Annotated in this window: 17 protein-coding genes and 2 tRNA genes; 12 read left to right on the forward strand and 7 right to left on the reverse strand. The window is 66.3% G+C overall.

What is annotated here, in order from left to right; translation table 11 throughout:
• Positions 1 to 6 precede the first annotated feature (6 nt).
• The 4 genes from ACGHN1_RS12165 (at position 7) to ACGHN1_RS12180 (ending at position 2,677) form a co-directional block, all read left to right on the forward strand.
• Positions 7 to 993, forward strand: coding sequence for a polysaccharide deacetylase family protein (locus ACGHN1_RS12165; RefSeq protein ID WP_390551116.1), 987 nt, complete (start codon positions 7 to 9; stop codon positions 991 to 993).
• Positions 994 to 1,056: 63 nt separating this feature from the next.
• A tRNA-Ile gene (locus tag ACGHN1_RS12170) sits at positions 1,057 to 1,130 on the forward strand.
• A 45-nt stretch (positions 1,131 to 1,175) separates the two neighbouring features.
• Positions 1,176 to 1,252 (forward strand) — tRNA-Pro (locus ACGHN1_RS12175).
• Positions 1,253 to 1,330: 78 nt separating this feature from the next.
• Positions 1,331 to 2,677: an MATE family efflux transporter gene (locus tag ACGHN1_RS12180; protein WP_390551117.1), complete on the forward strand. Its 1,347-nt coding sequence runs from the start codon at positions 1,331 to 1,333 to the stop codon at positions 2,675 to 2,677.
• Here ACGHN1_RS12180 and ACGHN1_RS12185 read toward each other — a convergent pair whose 3' ends face one another.
• Both ACGHN1_RS12185 and ACGHN1_RS12190 read right to left on the reverse strand, forming a co-directional pair.
• Positions 2,678 to 3,856 carry a GGDEF domain-containing protein gene (locus tag ACGHN1_RS12185; RefSeq protein ID WP_390551118.1) on the reverse strand — a complete coding sequence of 393 codons (1,179 nt, stop codon included), beginning with the start codon at positions 3,854 to 3,856 and terminating at the stop codon, positions 2,678 to 2,680.
• Between the two features lie 69 nt (positions 3,857 to 3,925).
• The gene (locus ACGHN1_RS12190; RefSeq protein WP_390551119.1) at positions 3,926 to 5,305 is read right to left on the reverse strand and encodes a M20/M25/M40 family metallo-hydrolase; all 1,380 of its coding nucleotides are present in this window, start codon (positions 5,303 to 5,305) and stop codon (positions 3,926 to 3,928) included.
• A gap of 111 nt (positions 5,306 to 5,416) precedes the next feature.
• Here ACGHN1_RS12190 and ettA point away from each other — a divergent pair, with 111 nt between their 5' ends.
• From ettA to ACGHN1_RS12210, 4 genes are all read left to right on the forward strand, one after another.
• Positions 5,417 to 7,090: an energy-dependent translational throttle protein EttA gene (gene ettA / locus ACGHN1_RS12195; RefSeq protein ID WP_390551120.1), complete on the forward strand. Its 1,674-nt coding sequence runs from the start codon at positions 5,417 to 5,419 to the stop codon at positions 7,088 to 7,090.
• Positions 7,091 to 7,300: 210 nt separating this feature from the next.
• Complete coding sequence (locus tag ACGHN1_RS12200; protein ID WP_390551121.1) at positions 7,301 to 7,738, forward strand: peptidylprolyl isomerase; 438 nt, start codon at positions 7,301 to 7,303, stop codon at positions 7,736 to 7,738.
• A gap of 40 nt (positions 7,739 to 7,778) precedes the next feature.
• Positions 7,779 to 8,045 carry an acylphosphatase gene (locus ACGHN1_RS12205; RefSeq protein WP_390551122.1) on the forward strand — a complete coding sequence of 89 codons (267 nt, stop codon included), beginning with the start codon at positions 7,779 to 7,781 and terminating at the stop codon, positions 8,043 to 8,045.
• 148 nt (positions 8,046 to 8,193) lie between these two features.
• Positions 8,194 to 9,168: an RcnB family protein gene (locus ACGHN1_RS12210; protein ID WP_390551123.1), complete on the forward strand. Its 975-nt coding sequence runs from the start codon at positions 8,194 to 8,196 to the stop codon at positions 9,166 to 9,168.
• Positions 9,169 to 9,220: 52 nt separating this feature from the next.
• Here ACGHN1_RS12210 and ACGHN1_RS12215 read toward each other — a convergent pair whose 3' ends face one another.
• From ACGHN1_RS12215 to ACGHN1_RS12225, 3 genes are read right to left on the reverse strand one after another with little or no spacing between them, the layout of a single operon-like run.
• A complete protein-coding gene (locus ACGHN1_RS12215) occupies positions 9,221 to 9,757 on the reverse strand; it encodes a SixA phosphatase family protein (protein ID WP_390551124.1) in 537 nt (178 codons plus the stop codon).
• Positions 9,754 to 12,510: an ATP-dependent DNA helicase gene (locus tag ACGHN1_RS12220; RefSeq protein ID WP_390551125.1), complete on the reverse strand. Its 2,757-nt coding sequence runs from the start codon at positions 12,508 to 12,510 to the stop codon at positions 9,754 to 9,756. The genes ACGHN1_RS12215 and ACGHN1_RS12220 overlap by 4 nt, the downstream gene beginning before the upstream one ends.
• Before the next feature lie 56 nt (positions 12,511 to 12,566).
• Positions 12,567 to 14,372: an SLC13 family permease gene (locus ACGHN1_RS12225; RefSeq protein ID WP_390551126.1), complete on the reverse strand. Its 1,806-nt coding sequence runs from the start codon at positions 14,370 to 14,372 to the stop codon at positions 12,567 to 12,569.
• Positions 14,373 to 14,485: 113 nt separating this feature from the next.
• Between ACGHN1_RS12225 and ACGHN1_RS12230 the strand changes: the two genes are divergently transcribed.
• The gene (locus tag ACGHN1_RS12230; protein ID WP_390551127.1) at positions 14,486 to 16,120 is read left to right on the forward strand and encodes a lysine--tRNA ligase; all 1,635 of its coding nucleotides are present in this window, start codon (positions 14,486 to 14,488) and stop codon (positions 16,118 to 16,120) included.
• Here ACGHN1_RS12230 and ACGHN1_RS12235 read toward each other — a convergent pair.
• The gene (locus ACGHN1_RS12235) at positions 16,117 to 16,782 is read right to left on the reverse strand and encodes a 2OG-Fe(II) oxygenase (RefSeq protein ID WP_390551128.1); all 666 of its coding nucleotides are present in this window, start codon (positions 16,780 to 16,782) and stop codon (positions 16,117 to 16,119) included. The genes ACGHN1_RS12230 and ACGHN1_RS12235 overlap by 4 nt on opposite strands.
• An 80-nt stretch (positions 16,783 to 16,862) precedes the next feature.
• Between ACGHN1_RS12235 and ACGHN1_RS12240 the strand changes: the two genes are divergently transcribed.
• A complete protein-coding gene (locus ACGHN1_RS12240) occupies positions 16,863 to 17,450 on the forward strand; it encodes a cytochrome b (protein ID WP_390551129.1) in 588 nt (195 codons plus the stop codon).
• Here the strand turns inward: ACGHN1_RS12240 and ubiA are convergent.
• Positions 17,447 to 18,376, reverse strand: coding sequence for a 4-hydroxybenzoate octaprenyltransferase (gene ubiA, locus ACGHN1_RS12245; RefSeq protein WP_390551130.1), 930 nt, complete (start codon positions 18,374 to 18,376; stop codon positions 17,447 to 17,449). The two genes, ACGHN1_RS12240 and ubiA, sit on opposite strands and share 4 nt — an antisense overlap.
• Before the next feature lie 137 nt (positions 18,377 to 18,513).
• On the opposite strand from ubiA, the gene ACGHN1_RS12250 reads away from it, so the two are divergent.
• Complete coding sequence (locus ACGHN1_RS12250) at positions 18,514 to 19,263, forward strand: 16S rRNA (uracil(1498)-N(3))-methyltransferase (protein WP_390551131.1); 750 nt, start codon at positions 18,514 to 18,516, stop codon at positions 19,261 to 19,263.
• A gap of 37 nt (positions 19,264 to 19,300) precedes the next feature.
• Positions 19,301 to 20,671, forward strand: coding sequence for a glutamate--cysteine ligase (locus ACGHN1_RS12255; protein WP_390551132.1), 1,371 nt, complete (start codon positions 19,301 to 19,303; stop codon positions 20,669 to 20,671).
• The last annotated feature ends 1 nt before the right edge of the window (position 20,672 follow it).

Here is a 20,672-nt window from a genome sequence, read left to right on the forward strand (position 1 = left end):
AGCAACATGCTCACACCGCCCGCAAGCGGGCAGCGCGCGAGATTCCCGAGGGATTTCGGCCAGCGCGTCCTGCTGACCGTCGACACCGAGGAAGAGTTCGACTGGGACGGCGAATTCCATGCCTTCGACTATGGCCTCGATCACCTGGGGTACCTCGCCGATTTCCAGGCGTTCTGCGAGGAGATCGCAGTGGTGCCGGTCTATCTGGTCGACTGGCCGATCGCCAATTCCAGGCTGGCGGCGGACATTCTCGGCGATGCCGCGCGCCGCGGCAAGGCCGAGATCGGAATTCAGCTGCATCCATGGGTGAATCCGCCCCACGAGGAAGAGGTCGGTGCTTACACCAGCTATGCGGGCAACCTGCCTCCCGATCTCATGCGCGAGAAATTCCGGCGCCTGCGCGACGCGATCGTCGCGAACTTCGGCTGCACGCCGCAGATCTACCGAGCCGGACGCTACGGATTGGGCGCGCAATCGGCCCAGATGCTGACGGATGCCGGGGTGGCCGTCGATTCGTCGGTTCGCAGTCATTACGATTACAGTGCGCATGACGGCCCGAATTACAGCACCCACCCCGTGTGGCCCTACTGGGTGGGGCACGATCGCCGCCTGCTCGAACTGCCGCTGACGACCGTCTATTGGGGCATGCTGCGCCAACTCGGCCGGAAACTGTTTCCGCTTGTGCAGAAGGTCCCCCGCCTCGGCGGATTGCTTGCCCGTGCCGGACTGCTCGAGCGGATCGCGCTGACTCCCGAAGGCGTGCCTCTGTCCGATGCATTGCGCGGGATCGACATCGCTCTCGACGATGGCCTGCCGGTGCTGGTGCTCAGTTTCCATAGCCCCTCGCTGATGCCCGGCAAAACGCCCTACGTTCGAAGCGAGGACGATCTCGACGAACTTTATCGCTGGCTCGGAGGCGTCTACAGCTATCTCCGCACACGCGGCGTGCACTCTACCACGGTGGCCGAAATCGTCGGGCAGGTGGACGTTTGACCATTGCCCTGCCGCCAGGTGCGCGGTAGGCGCGCTGTCCCAGATGTCGTCGCACGACCCGGGGGGCCTGTAGCTCAGTTGGTTAGAGCTGGCCGCTCATAACGGCTAGGTCGCGGGTTCGAGTCCTGCCGGGCCCACCGGTCGCGAAACTGGCATGCGGGCGGTCCGCCGAGGATCGGTGTCGGGGAGTAGCGCAGCCTGGTAGCGCATCTGCTTTGGGAGCAGAGGGTCGCAGGTTCGAATCCTGTCTCCCCGACCACTTTCGATGAGCAGGAGCTGTCGGGGGGACGGTTTCCCACCGAAACTCCCGAGCGCAAGCGAAGGGCCGACCGCCTCGATGACAAACGCCCGATCGGCATCTTCGAACCTCGACACTCGCGCGATCTGGGCGATTGCCCTGCCCGCGATGGTGACCAATGTCGCCACCGCGATGATCGGTCTCGGCGACATATGGATCGTCGGGCGGCTGGACGATGCCGCGACCCAGGGGGCGGTGGACATCGGCGCGCGGCTGTTCGCGGTGCTGTTCACGGTCATGAACTTTCTCAAGACCGGAACCACCGGACTGGTGGCGCAGGGCGGTGCCAGACCGGGACGCGACGGCGGAACGGCTGCGCAGGCGACAACGCTCGTGCGCGGGTTGGCGATCGGTCTGGCGATCGCCGCGGTGCTGCTGCTGTTCAAGCCGGTGCTGTTGCCGCTGCTGCTCGACCTGCTCGGTGCCGAGGGAGACGTCCTCGCAGCCGCAGGCGTCTATGCCGAGATCCGCTACTGGACGGCACCGGCGGTGATGGCCAATCTCGCGCTGGTCGGCTTTCTCGTCGGGCGGAGGCGGATGACGGCGGTGCTGCTGTTCGAGGTGACCTACAATTTACTCAACGTCGGGCTCGGCCTGTGGTTCGTCCTCGAGCTCAATTCCGGCATCGCCGGCATCGCCTGGTCGAGCTTCATCGCCGAATATGCCAAGCTGGCGGCCGTCTCGCTCTTCGTCCTGCGCGGCGACACCGGGCGCTCGGTGCTTCAGGCGCTACGGGGGAACGACACGTTGCGGTGGCGAAAGCTCCAGCCGTTCCTGTCGGTCAACCGCGACCTGTTCCTGCGCACACTGGTGCTGATGATTGCGATGGCGGCACTGACCCGGCTCTCGGCGGAACGGGGCGCGGTCGTTCTGGCGGCCAATGGCATCTTTCACCAGCTCTTCCTCTTCACCGCACTGCTCCTCGACGGGTTCGAGAACGCGGCGCAAGTCCTCAACGGCGAGCGTGCCGGGGCCCGCGATCGCGCGGGTTTCCGGCGTTACGTTTCGGCGATCCTTGTGCGCGGCATCGGGGTCGCGCTGATCGTCGCGCTCGCTTTCCTCCTTTTTGCCGGACCGGTCCTCGACAGCTTCGCCGCGACCGAGGCCGTGGCCGAAACGGCGCGGCGCCATTCCCTATGGCTCGCGGTCCTGCCGATCGCCGGGGTGGCCGCCTTCGTGTTCGACGGAGTCTTCGTCGGCGCAAGCTGGACGCGGGCCCTCCTGGTCTCGATGGCAGGCGCGGCGGCGATTTTCGCGCTGTCGCTGTGGCTGACCTGGCCGCTGGGGAACGGAGGACTGTGGTTTTCCTTCGCGCTGTTCCTGATCGCCCGGGCGGGGTTGCAGGCAGCGATGCTGCCGCGGCTCGCGGCTCGCGGCTTCGAGTGATCACGCGACCGCGCGCACCTTGTTGAGATCGGTGACCTCGCGCGGTCCCTCGACCCGGTCGCGTCCGGCATTCTTGGCGGCATAGAGCGCGGCATCGGCTCTTGCGAAAAGTCGCCCGTAGCCCTCCCCGTCCAGCCATTCGGCGACCCCGAAGCTGGCGCTGAGATGTACGCCATCGGGAAGACCGTCGATCACGAGGCGGGCGAAGCTGTCGCGAATGCGCTCGGCGAGACGGGCCGCCTCGTCCCCCTCGCAGTTCCACACGAGAATGCAGAATTCCTCGCCACCGACGCGGCCCACGCGGTCGCTTGCGCGGACGGTCTGCGCCAGAAGAGCTCCAAAGGCGGCGATCGCCTGGTCTCCGACCTGGTGACCCCACATGTCGTTGACCCGCTTGAAATGGTCGATGTCGGCAACGATGACCGAAACGCATATACCTTGGCCTTGGGCCTCGTCGAGCAGTGAGACCGCATCGCGCTCGAAGGCTTTTCTCGCAACGAGCCCGGTGAGCAGATCGCTCTCGGAATCCGCCTTGATCGCTTCCACCCGGTCGAGAACGCTGGCCCCGACCAGCGTCAGCGCCAGCATCAGCGACCAGATACCGATGTTGAGCGAAACCAGCGCATAGGCGCTCGATGCGCGGTATTCGGCAGATGACATCGCGCCCTCGAAGATGGCTGTGAGGTAGGGCTGGATGAAGAATTGCGCCGCGGTCAGGCCGAACATCCAGACCACCAGCCGATCGATGCCGCGCCCGCTCGCGGCACGGTTCAGGACCTGCGCGCCGAGTGCGAGGAGGAGGCCGTAACAGGTGTTGCCAGCAATGATGCGCGGCATGTGATCGTCGCCTTCGGTCGTCAGAAGGATAATCGCCCCGAAGCCGATCGCGATCACCGCCGGCAGCGCGAGCGAATACCGCGCGTCCACCCGAACTGCCGCGCCCCGCAACAGGCAGATGATGGCGGCGCAGCACAGCGTATGCATGACCAGTACGGAGGCCGCGCTGTTGGGATCGGGACCGAAATGGAAGGACACGAAAGCCGCCGCCATCAGCAGATGGGCGGCCGACAGCAGCGCGGTGTGGCGCCGGGACCGATCGCCGAACCACAGCACGGCAAACGCGATCGCGAATATCAGCGCAATCGCCGGATTGACCAGTTGCAGTATCTGATTCTGCATGGTTTCCGCCCTTCCCCCTCTTCGCCGACAATAGGCAGAAAGGGGTTAAGCCGGGGTTAGGATCGCGACCTAGCGCGGAAGGATCGGCTCCGGTTCGTTGGCGAGGATGCCGACGACCTGGGTCCATACCGCGACGTTCTGGCGCAATTGCTCCGGATCGATCTTGTCGAGCGTGTCGTCGGGTGTGTGATGCAGGTCGAAATAGCGCGTACCGTCCTGCGAGAGATCAATGATGGCGGTCTTCTGGTCGCGGGCGATGTTGATGTCCGCCCCGCCGCTGGCGATGCCGGTGCCGTTGGAGACACCGAAGCGCGCGACCGCGCTGGCGACTCTCGCGTGGAGATCGGGGTTGGCCTCGCGGAAATTGCTCTCGAACTGCCACACGCGGTCCGCGCCGAAATCGCTCTCGAGCCCGACGGCTATCGGTTCGTCGATGTGAGCGGCGGAATAGGCGCGGCTCCCCCACAGCCCGGTTTCCTCGGCACCCGCCATGAGGACGCGGATGGTGCGCAAGGGTTGGCCCACGGTTGCAACATGCTTGGCCGCGGCGGCGACGATGCCGCAACCTGCCCCATCGTCGAAGGCCCCGGTGCCGTTCCACCAGCTGTCGATGTGGCAGGCGACCAGCACCGGCGGCAAGGACGGATCGCGGCCGACGATCTCTCCCACCACGTTACCACTGGTGGTCGTGCCGAGATCGCGTGGCGTGAGGGTGAGCTTCATCCGGATCGGTTCGCCATTCGCACGGTCGAACATCCGCTCCAGATTGGCCGCGTCGGGCAGGCTCAGCGCGCCAGCCGGGGTCGGCGCGACGCCCTCGGGAAAGCTGGTCCCGCCGGTGTGCGGATTGCGATGATAGTCGGTGCCGACCGACTTGATCACCGTCGCCACCGCGCCCTTGCTCGCGGCGATCCCGGCGGCGACCCAGCGCGCGGCCCCGGCAAAGCCGTATTGCGAGCCGTCCTGCGTTGGCGTCATCGAATGCGACACATAGGCGATCTTGCCCGCGAGGCTGCCGGCGGGCGCGGCGCGCAGGGCATCGACGGTCTCGAACTCGACCACCTCGGCGGTGATGCCGTCGGGCCCGGTCGAGGCGCTGCCGCCGAGCGGCTGAATAACCAGCGGTTGCGGGAATGGAGAGAGGATCTCCGCCTTGTGCACTTCGCCCGGGACCCAGGTCGGCATCTGATAGGGCTCGTCGGCGACATTGGCGAAGCCGGTCCGCTTCAACCACGCGACCGCCCAGTCGCGCCCGCGCTTTTCCGCCTCGGTCCCGGCCTGCCGCGGCCCGACCTCGGTGGTGATGCCTTCGACGAAATCCCACGCGATCGTGTCGCTATCGAGCGCCATGTCCGCGGCGGCACCGACATCCACTGGCGGCGGAAGCGTGGTAGCGGATAGCGAGGAGGCGGCGAGAAGCGCTGCGAGCGCCAGGGGTGCGAGTTTCATGCCCGACTGCTATCCGCCAGCCCTCTCCAAGTCCAGCTTGCCCGCGCGGGGCCCAGCCCCTATCTGCGCCCGCGAGCTTCCATTCCCATTTTCTGATCCGAGGACCACCCGATGGCCGCGCAATACGCCTATGTCATGAAGGATATGACCAAGACCTTCCCCGGCGCCCCCAAGCCGGTGCTGAGCAACATCAACCTGCAGTTCTACCAAGGCGCGAAGATCGGCATCGTCGGGCCCAACGGCGCGGGCAAGTCCACCCTGATGAAGATCATGGCCGGGATCGACACCGATTTCGCGGGCGAGGCCTGGCCGGGCGAGAACATCACCGTCGGCTATCTGCCGCAGGAGCCGGAGCTAGACCCGGACAAGACCGTTCTCGAAAACGTCAAGGACGGCGCCCGCGAGACCGCCGACCTGGTCGATCGCTACAACGCGGTTGCCGCCGAAATGGCCGAGCCCGACGCCGATTACGAGAAGCTGGGCGAGGAGATGAACGACCTCCAGACCAAGATCGACGCGGTCGACGGCTGGACGCTCGACAACCAGCTCGAGATCGCGATGGAGGCGCTGCGCTGCCCGCCCGGCGACTGGGACGTGACCAAGCTTTCGGGCGGCGAGAAGCGCCGCGTCGCGCTTACCCGGCTGCTGATCCAGAAGCCCGGCATCCTGCTGCTCGACGAACCCACCAACCACCTCGACGCCGAAAGCGTCCAGTGGCTGGAGAACCACCTCAAGGAATATGCCGGCGCGGTGCTGATGATCACCCACGATCGCTATTTCCTCGACAATGTCGTGGGCTGGATTCTCGAATTGGATCGTGGATCGTATTATCCCTACGAGGGCAATTACTCGACCTACTTGGAAAAGAAGGCCAAGCGCCTCGAACAGGAAAGCCGCGAGGAGAGCGGCCGCTCCAAGGCGCTCAATCGCGAGCTCGAATGGATCCGGCAAACGCCCAGCGCGCGTCAGACCAAGTCGAAGGCGCGTATCCGCAAGTTCGAGGAATTGCAGGAGAGCCAGAACGACCGCAAGCCGGGCAAGGCGCAGATCGTCATCCAGGTGCCCGAACGGCTGGGCGGCAAGGTGATCGAGGCGAACAATATCTCCAAGGCTTACGGCGACAAACTGCTGTTCGAAAACCTGTCCTTCATGCTGCCCCCGGGCGGCATCGTCGGCGTGATCGGGCCCAACGGCGCGGGCAAGTCGACCCTTTTCAAGATCCTCACCGGCAAGGAAGAGCCCGACAGCGGCTCGGTCGAGATCGGCTCGACCGTCCATCTCGGCTATGTCGACCAGAGCCGCGACCATCTCGATCCGAAGAACAACGTCTGGGAGGAGATTTCCGACGGGCTCGACTACATGAAGGTCAACGGCCACGACACCAGCACGCGGGCCTATGTCGGCGCGTTCAACTTCAAGGGGCAGGACCAGCAGAAGAACGTCGGCAAGCTCTCCGGCGGCGAACGCAACCGCGTCCACATGGCCAAGATGCTGAAGGAGGGAGGCAACGTGCTGCTGCTGGACGAGCCGACCAACGATCTCGACGTCGAGACGCTTGGCGCGCTGGAGGAAGCGATCGAGAACTTCGCCGGCTGCGCCGTGGTCATCTCGCACGACCGCTTCTTCCTCGACCGCCTGGCAACGCATATCCTCGCCTTCGAAGGCGACAGCCACGTGGAGTGGTTCGAAGGCAACTTCGAAGCCTACGAGGAAGACAAGCGGCGGCGGCTGGGGGATGCGGCGGACCGGCCGACCCGGTTGCAGTATAAGAAGCTGACTAGGTAGGGAACGCCACAGTCGGGCTGACAGGACGGTTCGCGGGTAGCGGAGCCGGCGGCCCGTCATCCCAAGCGGTTTGACTCTGCCGCTTCGATCCCCACATGACTCTGCGAGGCGCTCGGTTCGCGGGCGCGTTCCCCGTCGGCGCATCCTTGCGCCGCGAATTCTGTCGGCGCGATTCTCGCGCCGCGAACACGAAATCCCAGAGGATTACACATGACCACTCCCAGCAACGGCGACACCGTGACCATCGACTATGCCATCAAGCGCAGCGACGGGCAGGAGGTCGGCTCCACGCAGCAGAGCGGACCGCAGCAGATCACGCTTGGCAGCGGCCAGATCTTCCCGCAGATCGAACAAGCACTGACCGACATGAAGGTCGGCGACGAGCAGTCGGTCGATATCCCCTGCGACAAGGCCTTCGGCCCGCGGCGCGAGGAGCTGGTGATCGACATTCCGCGCGCCAACCTGCCGCCCGAGCCCGCTCCGCAGCCGGGCATGCAACTGAACGCGCAGGGCCAGGACGGTCAGCCGATCACCCTGTTCGTGGTCGAGGTCGGCGAGGAAGCGGTGAAGGCCGACGGCAACCACCCGCTCGCGGGCGAAGACGTCACCTTCGACCTGACTCTGCGCGACATCAAGCAGGCCGCGTAATCACTATGGGGCGGGCGGGCATCGACAGCGGAACGCTGCGGTGACCGCCCGCCATGTCATCGTCCACGGACGCGTACAGGGCGTTTTCTATCGAGACTGGACGGTCGAGACCGCCACCGAACTCGGGCTGGGTGGATGGGTCCGCAACCTTCCGGACGGGACGGTGGAGGCCTATTTCGAAGGTGATGCCGAGATGGTCGGACGGATGATCGAGGCAATGCACGCCGGCTCTTTGCGTGCACGGGTCGAGCGCATAAGAATTCGCAATGCCCAGCCGCAGGGAATGACATCCTTCCAAAGACGCTGAGCCCCCGCTCCGTTCATATTTCCTCTCGCAAAGATGAACAATTGGTGTTGTGGATCATTCAGTTTCGCGTCAGGCCGCCGCGCGCATACCCCGGTCCATCGACAATCGCCGCGGGTGGAGCGGCATCCATGAGGAAAGCGAACGCTCCATGACTTTTCCCAAATTGCTCAAAGGCAGCGCAATCGGCGCACTTGCAGCAGCCATCGCCGCGAGCGCCATGCCCGCCTCTGCGGCCGCGATCGGTGCCGAGGCCACGGTCCAACCCGAACAGCGTCAGCGCGATCGCGCCGAGCGGGGCAGTCGCCCGGAACGTTCCGAAGCGCGAAGCCAGCGCCCCCAGCGGCAAGTACCCGCTCAGTTCGATCGGGGGGACGCCGGCGAAAATCGTGGAGCAGCCCGTCGTCAGGCGCAGTCGCAAGTCCGGCAGCAAAACTGGCAGCAGCAGAGCCGTGGGCAACGCGCGGAACCTGCGCGGGACCGTTCGCCTCGCGACTGGAACCGTGGCGCGCAGGCCCGCCAGCAGCCGGAGCAGCGCTCTGCCGAGCGCAACCGCGACTATCGGGACAATTCCCGCAACCGCAGCTACACCGATCGCAGCCGCGAGGCCTACCGCGACGGTCGGCAGGACGAACGCCGCCGGGATGGCTGGGAAGATCGCCGGCAGTCCCAGCAGGCCTATCGCAACGGCCGCCGCGACGAGCGTCGGAACGATAATTGGCAGGATCGCCGCCAGACCCAGCAGTCCTACGCCCGGGGCTATCGCGATGCATCGCGCTACGACAACGGGCGCTACGACCGGCGCGACCATCGGCGGTGGGACCAGCGTTCGTGGCGCAACAACCAGCGATACAATTGGCAAGGCTACCGCGCAGCCAATCGCAACATCTACCGGCTCGGGCGCTATTACTCGCCCTATCGCAACTACAGTTACAGCCGGATCAGCATCGGCTTCAATCTCGACAGCGTGTTCTTCGGCAGCCGGTACCAGATCAGCGATCCCTATCGCTATCGCCTGCCGCCGGTCTACGGCCCCTATCGCTGGGTGCGCTATTACGACGACGTGCTGCTGGTCGACATCTACAGCGGCGAAGTGGTCGACGTGATCTACGACTTCTTCTGGTAGGCAACGAGACCCCCGCCCGCTTCGGCCGGCGGGGGCTTTCGTGTTCGCCCGGTCAGTCCGGCGCCGTTTCCGGGCCCAGCGCGGCATCGAGGTCGCGCGGACGGGCGAAGTGGACCAGCCTGCCGGATCCCGGCGCGATATCAGACCAGTCCTCGATATCGAGTTCCAGCACGGCGAAGGCGGCGGTCGGAAACTTGACTTTTGCCTCGTCGAACAAGGCATTCTCGGCCTCGGGTGCGACCAATTCGAGAATCATGTCGCCGAGTCCGGGATTGTGCCCGGCGATCATTGCCTTGTCGCCACTCCCGCCCTGTTCGCGCAGGATTTCGAGTATGGTGTCGGTGCCGGCAAGATAGAGCTGCTTGTCCCATTCGGGTGCAATGCCGATCCGTGCTTCCTCCAAGGTCAGGCGTACCCGTTCCGCGGGGCTCGCCAGCAGGATGTCCCAGGCCACGCCGTGGTCGCGGATATGAGTGCCCATCAGTTGTGCCCCGCGGCGCCCGCGCGCGTTCAGCCCGCGATCGTAATCGCGCTTGTCGCTCGCGCCCCAGTCGGACTTGGCGTGGCGGAAGAGGCCCAAGGTCTTCATCGGCGCGTCTTCACTGCTTCCTCGCTTTCCGGGTGTGTCTCCACGGCGCTACCAACACCCTGAGCGACGCGCTGTAAAGCTTCGGCGAGTTTCACCCGCATGACGGGGGTGCCTTCCGGGAAAGCGCTTAACAGGCGACTGGGAAATGCAGGCGAGAGCACGACGAAATGGCCCGCATCCTCGCGCGTGCGGATCAGCCGTCCGAAAGCCTGCGCCAGCCGCGCACGGATGATCGCATCGTCGTAGCGCCCCGCCCCGCCCTCCCGTTCGGCCGCAGCGGCGCGGCGGGCGCGGTGGAGTATCGTGGGGCGGGGCCAGGGCACGCTCTCCATCACCACGCAACGAAGCGAGCGCCCCGGCACGTCGACCCCGTCGCGCAGCGCATCGGTGCCGAGCAGGCTGGCGCGCGGATCGTCGCGGAAGATATCGGTCAGCGTACCGGTGTCGATCGGGTCGACGTGCTGGGCGTAGAGCGGCAGACCGGCGCGCGCCAACCGGTCGGCGATGCGCCCGTGGACGCTGCGCATCCGACGGATCGCGGTGAACAGGCCGAGCACGCCGCCGCCGGACGCTTCGATCAGCCTTGCGTAGGCTCCGGCGAGCCCGGCGATGTCGCCCCGGGCGATGTCCGTGACGATCAGCACCTCGGCACGGGCGGCATAGTCGAACGGGCTGTCCGCCTGCGCGATCGCAGGTTGAAGGTCGAGATGGGCGGCGCCGCTGCGCGCGATCGCGCCGGGCCAGTCGGGCCCCGCCTCGCTCCGGTCGGTCAGGGTGGCGCTGGTCAGCATGACCCCGTGCGCCGGTTCGAGCACCACCTTGGCGAAGGGCTTCATCGGGTCGAGCCAATGACGATGGAGACCGACGTCGAATTCGCGCGCATCGTTGCGGTCGACCGCGAACCAGTCGACGAACTCGCTATCCGCCGGGCCGCCCAAGCGCGAGAGCATCGCCTCCCAGGCGGCGAGCAGGTCGATCCGCCAGGCGAGCGAATGCCGCGCCCCCTCGACCCGCGCCCTGCCCTGCCCGTCGAGCCAGTCGGGCGCATCCTCGACCACCGCCTCGAGTCGCCCGCCGAGCTTCATCAGCGGCACCCGGATGTCGGCCAGGGCCCGCGCCGCCACTCCGGCGGTCTCGACCAGTTCCCCGGGCAGTTGCGCGACCTCGGTCTCGATGCCGTACCCGGCCTCCTGCCCCTTCTCGTCGCGGGCGTAGGTCAGGGCACGCACCTGCCCCAGAAACGCTTCCACCGGTCCTTCTGGCATGCCTTCGGCCAGACGCGCCAGCCAGCCTTCGGAAGGCAGGACCTGCGAGGCCTCCACCGCGGCCTCGATCGCCTCGCCGCCGGCCTCGTCGTAGCTGGCGATATCCGCCAGCCGCGCGGCGAGGCCCCGGCGGCGGCCGCGGCTGGCGCGCTCGGGACCGACGATCCAGCGCCTGAGTTCGATGCTTTCCTGCCCGGTCAGCGCCGCGGAAAAAGTCGAATCGGCAGCGTCGAAGACGTGATGCCCTTCGTCGAAGAGGATACGGGTCGGACGCTGGGCGTGGTCGCGGCCCCGCGCGGCATTGACCATGACCAGCGCGTGGTTGGCGATCACGAGATCGGCCTGGGCGGAATTGCGGGCGCTCCTTTCGATGAAGCACTTCCGGTAATGCGGGCAGCCGGCATAGACGCATTCGCCGCGCTGGTCGGTCAACGCCGCGATACCGCGCTGGCGGAACAGGGTCCCGAGCCAACCGGGCAGATCGCCGCCGATCATGTCGCCGTCGCGGCTGTAGGCGGCCCAGCGGGCCACGAGATGCGCGAGGATCGCCGGGCGGCCGGAAAAGCCGCCCTGCAGCGCATCTTCCAGATTGAGCAGGCAGAGATAGTTCTCCCGCCCCTTGCGCACCACCACCGGCGGGGAACCGTCCGGCCGGGCGGCAGGCCAGGCGCGCGCGCTTTCCTGCCGCAGCTGGCGCTGGAGGTTCTTGGTGTAGGTCGAGACCCAGACCGTGCCGCCCGAACGCTCCGCCCACAGCGAGGCCGGTGCCAGGTAGCCCAGGGTCTTGCCGATTCCCGTGCCCGCCTGCGCCAGCAGCAGATGCGGGCGTTTCTCCTTGCTGCGCGGCGCGAACACGCGGCCGGCGCCACGGGCATAGGTGCGTTGACCCTCCCGCCGCTCGGCACCCTCCCCGGTCAGGCGCTCGAGCTGACCCTCGATCTCCAGCTCGTCTAGCAGCACCTGCTGTGGCTGGGGCCGCTCGGGGGTTTCTTCCCATTCGGGCAGCCGGGAAAACAGCCATTTTTCAGCCCGCTCGGGCTTGCGCACATGAGGGCCAAGCACCTGCGCCCAGGGCCAGCGGACTCTGGCGAGCGACTGTAACGTCGACCACGCGCCCTCGCGTTCGGCCCATCCCTCGTCCTCGCAGGTCTGCATCAGCCGGGCGGCGGCGCGTTGCAGCAGTGCGGGCACCGCATCGTCGCTGCCCGCCTCTTCCAGTCCCAGCGCATGCGCCAGTCCCTTGGGCGTCGGCACACAAAACCGCGCCGGATGAACGAAGGCGAAGAGTTCGAGCAGGTCGAGCCCGGATAGATCGGGATAGCCGAGCCGGCTGGCGACCAGCGGCGCATTGAGCACGAGATGCGGGGTGTCGGCCACCGCCATCACCGCTTCGCCCTTGGCGCAGCCACGCGTCGATCCACCGGCATCGCGCAGCCATGTTCCCGCATGGCTGGCGTGCAGGGCCGGGAGGGAGAGCGCCGATGGCATCGCAAGCCCCTAGAACGAAGCCGGAACCCTTGCCAAGCGCAGCGCGGCGCAAGGTCTCAGAAAAACGCCGAAATCGCGAGGCAGGAGGCTATGCCGACGACCAGGTTCATCGGCAGTCCGATCTTGACGAAGTCCATGAAGCGGTAGTTCGCCGCGCCATACACCAACGTGTTGGTCTGGTAACCGATCGGCGTCGCGAAGCTTGCGCTGGCCCCGAACATCACTGCGACGACGAGCCCGCGCGGGTCGACCCCCAATCCGCCGGCCAGCGCGATCACGAGCGGCGTCATGATCACCGCCACGGCATTGTTTGTCACCACTTCGGTAAGGGTGCTGGTCACCGCATAGACCAGGACCAACAGCACGAAGGGCGAGGCGCTGGAAAGGACCGGCAGAAGCGTTTCGACCACCAATCTCACGGTTCCGGCGTTTTCCAGCCCAAGACCGAAGGCGAGCATCGCGAAGATAAGTACCAGCGTGCTGCCGTCTATCGCGCTCCAGGCTTCTTCGGGTTCGATACACCGCGCCAGAAGCACCACCGCGACCCCGGCAATGGCGAGGGCCACGATCGGCAGATCGAACAGGGCCGCGCCGATCACGACCAGCGCCAGCGTGCCGATGGCGATTGGCGCGCGGGCGCGGCGGAAGCTCTGGACAGGGGCGTCGCCGACCTCGACGAGGTCGACATTGCCCTGGAGCGAGACCACCGCATCCTCGCCGGTGGCGATCAGCAGGCGGTCGCCCGATCGAACGCGGGCGCTGGCAAGATCGGGACCGGCGAGATGGCGTGGCCGGGCGAGGCCGAGCACCCGCACCTTGAGCCGCGACAGCATCGGGATTTCCGCCAAGTGTCGCCCGATCATCGGGTGCGAGGGCGAAATGACGGCGTTGACGAAACGCATGTCGCGCGGACGATCCGGCCCGGAAGTGCTTATCCCTCCGCCGACGCCGGTCAGCCCGATCCGGAAGTCGAGCCCTTCGGCAAAGGAGGCGAGCTCGGTCGGGCTCGCCGCGACCACCAGCTGGTCGCCCGCCTCCAGAGCCTCGTCGTGAAAACCCTGGCGCAGCAGTTCGGTCCCCCGGCGCATGGCGAGGACGCGAACCCCGGGGCGGCGATAGAAGCGCGTGTTTTCCAGGATTTGACCCACGTAGTCGCTGTCCTCGTTGAGCACGAGATGGCTGAGATAGCTGTCGTTCTCTCCGATCTCGGTATCGTCGCGACTGCGGCGGTTCGGCAGCAGCGCCGGCCCGAGGAGAAGAAGCATGGCCACGCCCGATACGGCCGTGACGAGGCCGACCCCTGTGATCTCGAAGATACCGAAGGGCGCAAGCCCCTGCTCGCTCGCCACCCCGTCGACCAGAAGGTTGGTCGACGTGCCGATCAGCGTGATCGTACCGCCGAGAATCGAGAGGTAGGACAGCGGAATCAATACGCGGGTCGAAGCGACATCGAGAACCCGCGCAAGGCGCTTCATGATGGGGATCATCACGATGACCACCGGGGTGTTGTTCATGAAGGCCGAGGCGCCGATGGTGCCCGCGCCGATCTCGACCAGCGCCAGGCGCGGCCGTTCCTGGGTGCGGCGAATGATCCAGCCGGAGATTTCCTCCAGCGCTCCGGTGCGCAGCAGCGCGCCACTGAGGACGAACATTGCCCCGATCGTCACCGGCGCGCTGTTGCCGAAGACCCCGAGCAACTGGTCGGGGTCGACGAAGCCCAGGACATGGACGACCACCGCCCCGGCGACCGCGATGGTGACCGGAGGCCGCCGCTCGAGGAAGAAGGCGACGAGAAGGCTCACGAGCAGCACCAGCCCGATGACGGCCGAATGCGAATCGATAAAGGCGCCCACCCCCGTCATGTCTTTCGATCGATGCTGCGCGAACCGGGCCGGGGCAAGTCGGATTCCGCATCGCGTTCGTCACGACGCCTTCGGCCTTGCACCCAAGACGCCACTGCGCGACAGGCCCAGCGATGAGCACCACCGACCTGATCGACGCCGCCCGCAACTCCAAGGCCTGGCCATTCCATGAAGCCCAGCGCCTGCTCAAGCGCTATCCCGACGGCGCGAAACCCGACGGATCGCCAGTGCTGTTCGAAACCGGCTACGGCCCCAGCGGCTTGCCGCATATCGGCACCTTCCAGGAAGTGCTGCGCACCACGCTGGTCCGGCGGGCTTTCGAGACGCTGATCGGCGCCACGCCGGAAGATGGCAAGACGCGGCTGATCGCCTTTTCCGACGACATGGACGGGCTTCGCAAGGTGCCCGACAACGTGCCGAACAAGACGGTGCTCGAGAACAATCTCGGCAAGCCGCTGACGCGCATTCCCGATCCCTTCGGCACCCATGACAGCTTCGCCGCCCACAACAACGCGATGCTGCGCGAATTCCTCGATCGCTTCGGCTTCGACTACGAATTCGTCTCGGCGAGCGAACGCTACGATTCGGGTGCATTCGACGATGCGCTGCGACAGGTCCTGCGCCGGAACGATGCGATCCTCGACATCATGCTGCCGACCCTGCGCGAGGAACGGCGGCGGACCTATTCGCCGATCCTGCCGATCAGCCCGGCGAGCGGGCGCGTGCTGCAGGTTCCGGTCGAGATCGTCGATGCCGACGCGGGCCTGGTGCGTTTCACCGACGAGGATGGCAGCATGATCGAGCAATCCGCGCTCGGCGGGAAGGCCAAGCTCCAATGGAAGGTCGACTGGGCGATGCGCTGGTATGCGCTGGGCGTCGATTACGAAATGTGCGGCAAGGATTTGACCGACAGCGTCACCCAGTCGGGCAAGATTGTTAAAGTGCTCGGCGGGCGGAAGCCCGAGGGGCTGATCTACGAGCTGTTCCTCGACGAGAAGGGAGAGAAGATCAGCAAGTCCAAGGGCAACGGGCTGACCATCGAGCAATGGCTCGACTACGGCAGCGAGGAGAGCCTCGGCTTCTACATCTTCCCCAATCCCAAGAGCGCCAAGCAGCTCCACGGCGGCGTGATCCCGCGCGCGGTGGACGATTACTGGCAGTTTCGCGAGCGACTGGCGGAGCAGGACCTCGACAAGCAGTTGGGCAACCCGGTGTGGCATCTGGCCCGCGCCAACGGCGGGTTTAGGGGCGCGGAGGCACCGGGCGCGGGTGACAGCCTACCGGTGACCTATGCGCTGCTGCTCAATCTCGTCGGCGTGCTCGGCGCGCATGCGGATGCGGAGCAGGTCTGGTCGTACCTCGGCAATTACATCGCCGATCCCGACCCGGCGCACCATCCCGAACTCGACGAGCTGGTCGGCAAGGCGATCGCCTACAACCGCGATTTCGTGGCGCGGGAACTGAGCAAGCGGGCTCCCGGCGAGCGCGAAGCGGCGGCGCTAAAAGCCCTCGATCAGGCGTTGTCGCACATGGATCCGGCGACACCGGCCGAGGACATCCAGACGGTGGTATACGAGATCGGCAAGGACGAAAGCTATGGCTTCGACAACCTACGCGACTGGTTCCGCGCGCTCTACGAGACGCTGCTGGGCAGCGAACAGGGCCCCCGCATGGGCAGCTTCATCGCACTCTACGGGGTGGAGAATACCCGCGCTCTGATCGCCGAAGCACTCGCACGGGCGGATTAGCCGAACCTGCGCGTCCGATACCATTTCGTGAGCACGTATTTCTGACCGCTGATCACCGGGGTTCCGGCATGGAGGGTGCCCTCGTTGGGCAGACCCTCGACCGTCGCGTTGTTCCAGATCAGCAGCACGCCCGGCTTCGGCTCGATCGAGGCACCGACCTCGACGAAATGGGTGTGCCCGCCTTCCTCCACGTGGTTGAGGAAGGCCATCGCCGTCCAGCATCGCTGGCCGCCGCGATCCTTCTCGATGTTCCAATATTCCTGGTCGGTGTAGAACCAGTCGTTGTGCGGCTTGAATTCCTGGCCGGGGAGGTAGCGCTGTCCCTGAATGGTCTCGCCGTTCTCCGAATCCATTCCAAGCAGATCGTCGATGCGGCGCGAAACGCTTTTTACCAGGGGATCGTCGCGGTCGAAATTGCCGGAGTAGGACGTGCGGAACTTGGCGACATAGGCCGATTCGTGCAGCTCGCTGGGACGCGCGATCTTGTCGATCAGGGCGATGAAGCGCTCGCATTCCTCCGGCGAGAGGAAATCGCCGACGGCGAATATCTCGGCCTTGTCGGTCGGCAGCTGGTAGATGCCGGGATCGCCCTTCAACCGCTTGCGGACATTCTCGCCGATGCGTTTGCAGGCTTCCTGATCGGGGATTCGCGTGATGGTCATGTGCAAATCTCTAGTCGCGTCATCGCCTGTTTCAAGACGGATGCTTGCGGTTGCGCCGCGAACCTCTAGCCTGCCCGGACATGGGCAGGAGAAGCGATGTGAACCTCACCACCAACGCCAAGTTACGCTATTCGGCGGGCGCGATGATCTTCCATTGGACGATCGCCGTGCTCGTGATCTGGAACTGGCGCCTGGCCGAGAACGCCGAGCATGCCGAAACCCGCGAGCAGGCGATGGCGATCTTCGCCGATCACAAGGCCATCGGCATCACCATCCTGGCGCTGACGCTGGGACGGATCGCCTGGCGGCTGACGCACCGAATGCCCGCCCTCCCCGCCACCTACGCCAAGTGGGAGTGGATGCTGGCGCGGGGCACGCATATCGTGTTCTACGTGCTCCTCGTCGCGCTGCCGCTCGGCGGCTGGTACGCGAATTCGCTCGCAGGGCGCGAAGTCGACATGTTCGGGCTTTTCACCATTCCGCCGCTGCCGGTGGGCGATAACCCCGATCTGGCCGGCTCGATCTTCGATCTGCACGGGACCGGGGCGATGGCCATGATCTATCTGGTCGGCCTCCATATCCTCGGCGCGCTCAAGCACACCTTCGTCGATCGGGACGGCGGCATCTTCCGTATGCTGCCATTCGGCAGGGTCGACAGCCCGCGCTAGGCGTTGCCGACCACGAAGCACGCCGCCGCCACCAGTGCCCCCGTCCACCGATTCGCCCGAAAGCGCTCCAGCGGATTGGCCGGGTCGGAAGGATCGAGCGTCGCGACCTGCCAGGCCAGGTGCGCCGCGGCGGGGACCAGCGCCAGCAGCGCGAACCAGTCCGCGCGGTAGAGCCAGAAGGCGAGCGCCCACAGGCCCGCCGCTAAAGCGTAGAACAGCGCCACCCCGCCCCTGACCCTGCCGCCCAGCCGCAGGGCCGACGAGCGGATGCCGACCAGCGCATCGTCCTCCCGGTCCTGCAGCGCGTAGATCGTGTCGTATCCGACCACCCAGAACACCGCGCCGGCATACATCGCCGCGAGCGCATCCCAATTGTCGGCGCGCAGCTGGCTCCAGCCGACCAGCAGCCCCCAGGTGAAGACCAGCCCGAGCCAGGCCTGCGGCCACCAGGTGATCCGCTTCATGAAGGGATAGGCCGCGACCGGGGCGAGGCTCGTGAGCGCGACGAGCTGCGCCGTCGGCCGCAGCTGGAGCAGCACCAGCAGCCCCACCAGGCAAAGCGCGACGAGCCAGAGCCAGGCCCCGCGCCGCGAGACCCGCCCGCTCGCCACCGGACGGCTGGCGGTGCGCGACACGCGGGCGTCGAGATCGGCATCGACGATGTCGTTGTAGACGCAGCCCGCGCCGCGCATCGCGATGCTCCCGAGCAGCAGCCAGAGGACCAGCGCCCACTGCAATCCCGCGCCGGCCAGCCAGACGCCCCAGGCGCAAGGCCAGAACAGCAGCCACCAGCCGATCGGCCGGTCGAACCGGGCCAGTTGCGCAAGATCGCGGGGCAATTGCGGCAAGCGCGCGACAAGGCCGCGATGTTCGCTGTCGGGGACGACCGTCTCGCTCATCGCATCGCCGCCGCGCGTGTTGGACATGTTACAGGTGTTACACGGTCCAGGAAAATAAATTCCGTGGCGCTTCCGGGCTCCCGTGGCCCGTACAATAGGAGGAATTCCGGTCGCTGCATCCCCCTTCCTTGGCACAATCGGAATATGTAGGACAGCGCCCCATCATGCCCGCAATCCCTGCCTGGCCGCCCAGAAGCGCCCCGCGCCTGTTCGTCTCGCAGCCCATCGCCGCGAACAGCCCGGTGAGCGTCGAGGGCAATCAGGCGCATTACCTTTCGCGGGTGATGCGGGCCGGGCCGGGCGATGCGGTGATCCTGTGCGACGATGCGACCGGCGAATGGGCGGCGCGGGTGACCGAAGTCGGCAAGCGCGCCGTAACGCTCGAGCCGACGGAGCGCCTCCGCGAGCGGGAAGCGGTGCCGGATTTCCAGCTCTGTCCGGCGCTGCTCAAGAAGGACCGGTTCGACCTTATCTTGGAAAAGGCGACCGAACTCGGCGTCGCCCGCATCTCTCCAGTAATTGCGCGGCGCTCGGTCGCCGACAAGCTCAATCCGGAACGCGCCCGGACCATCGCGACCGAGGCGGCGGAGCAATGCGCGCGCACCGCGCTGCCCCGGATCGATGCGCCCACGCCGCTTGGCGGACTGCTGCGCGACTGGCCCGAGGAGCGCGTCCTGTTCTTCGCCGACGAATTGGGCGGCGCTCCTGCCGCTGAAGCCTTCGCAGCGCATCCCGGTCCGGCAGCGCTACTGACGGGGCCGGAGGGCGGTTTCGACGATGCCGAACGCGAAGCGGTGCGCGCCCTGCCCCAGGCCCGCGCGATCTCGCTCGGCCCCCGCATCCTTCGCGGAGAGACCGCGGCGATCGCCGCAAGCGCCTTGTGGATGGCGCTCGCCGGAGACTGGAACAAATGACTGGCGCGCGCACGATCGGTTTTCTAACGAAACCCGCATGAGTACGCGCGACACGTCCGCAACGGATGATCCGATCATCGAGAGCCGCGACCAACTGGTTGCGCCGATGCAGCAGGGCGAGAAGGTGGCGGCCGACTGGCGGATCGGCACCGAGCACGAAAAGCTCGTCTACAAGCGTACCGACCACCGCGCCCCCACTTACGATGAGGACTGCGGTATCCGCGATATCCTTTTGAGCTTGCGCCGGTTCGGCTGGGAGCCCGTTGAGGAAGGCGGCAAGGTCATCGCCATGCGCGGCAGCGACGGGACCGTGAGCCTGGAGCCGGCCGGACAGCTCGAACTCTCCGGCGCCCCGCTCGAGAACCTGCACGACACCTGCGCCGAGACCGGCCGCCACCTGGCGCAGGTCAAGGAAGTGGGCGAAGCCTGCGGCGTCGGCTTCCTCGGGCTCGGCATGTGGCCCGACAAGACCCGCGAAGAGCTCCCGGTGATGCCCAAGGGGCGCTACGAGATCATGATGCGGCACATGCCGCGGGTCGGCAGCCTCGGGCTCGACATGATGCTGCGCACCTGCACGATCCAGGTCAATCTGGACTATGCGTCCGAAGCCGACATGGTGAAGAAGTTCCGCACTGGGCTGGCGCTGCAGCCGCTCGCCACCGCGATGTTCGCCAACTCGCCTTTCACCGAAGGCAAGCCCAACGGCTTCCTTTCCTACCGCAGCCACATCTGGTCGGACACCGATCCGCACCGCACTGGCATGCTGCCCTTCGTGTTCGAGGACGGCTTCGGCTACGAGCGCTGGACCGACTACATGCTCGACGTGCCGATGTATTTCGTCTTCCGCGACGGGAAATACATCGACGCGGCGGGCCACAGTTTCCGCGATTTTCTCGACGGGCGGCTGGCGGTGCTCCCCGGCGAGAAACCGACGCAGAGCGACTGGTGGGACCATCTTTCCACCGCTTTTCCCGAGGTACGGCTCAAGAGCTTCCTCGAGATGCGCGGTGCCGATGGCGGGCCGTGGAGCCGCATCTGCGCCCTCCCCGCCTTCTGGGTCGGGCTGCTCTACGACCAGACCGCGCTCGATGCGGCGTGGGACCTGGTCAAGCACTGGAGCGTCGAGGAACGCGAGGAACTGCGCAATGCGGTGCCCAGGCTGGCGCTCGATGCGCCTGTTCCGGGGGGCGGGACGCTCCACGATCTGGCGCGCGAAGTGCTGAAGATCGCGCGCTCCGGCCTCGCCGCCCGCGCGCGCCTCAACACCTCGGGCGACAACGAGACGGGGTTTCTCGAAACGCTCGACGAGATCGTCGCCAGCGGCGAGGTTCCGGCGCAAAAGCTGCTGCGCAAGTTCCACGGGGAATGGAACGGCGACATCGCGCGCGTCTACAAATACAGCTTCTGAT

It is taken from the genome of Qipengyuania sp. MTN3-11, from assembly GCF_042851825.1.
Lineage (GTDB): Bacteria > Pseudomonadota > Alphaproteobacteria > Sphingomonadales > Sphingomonadaceae > Qipengyuania.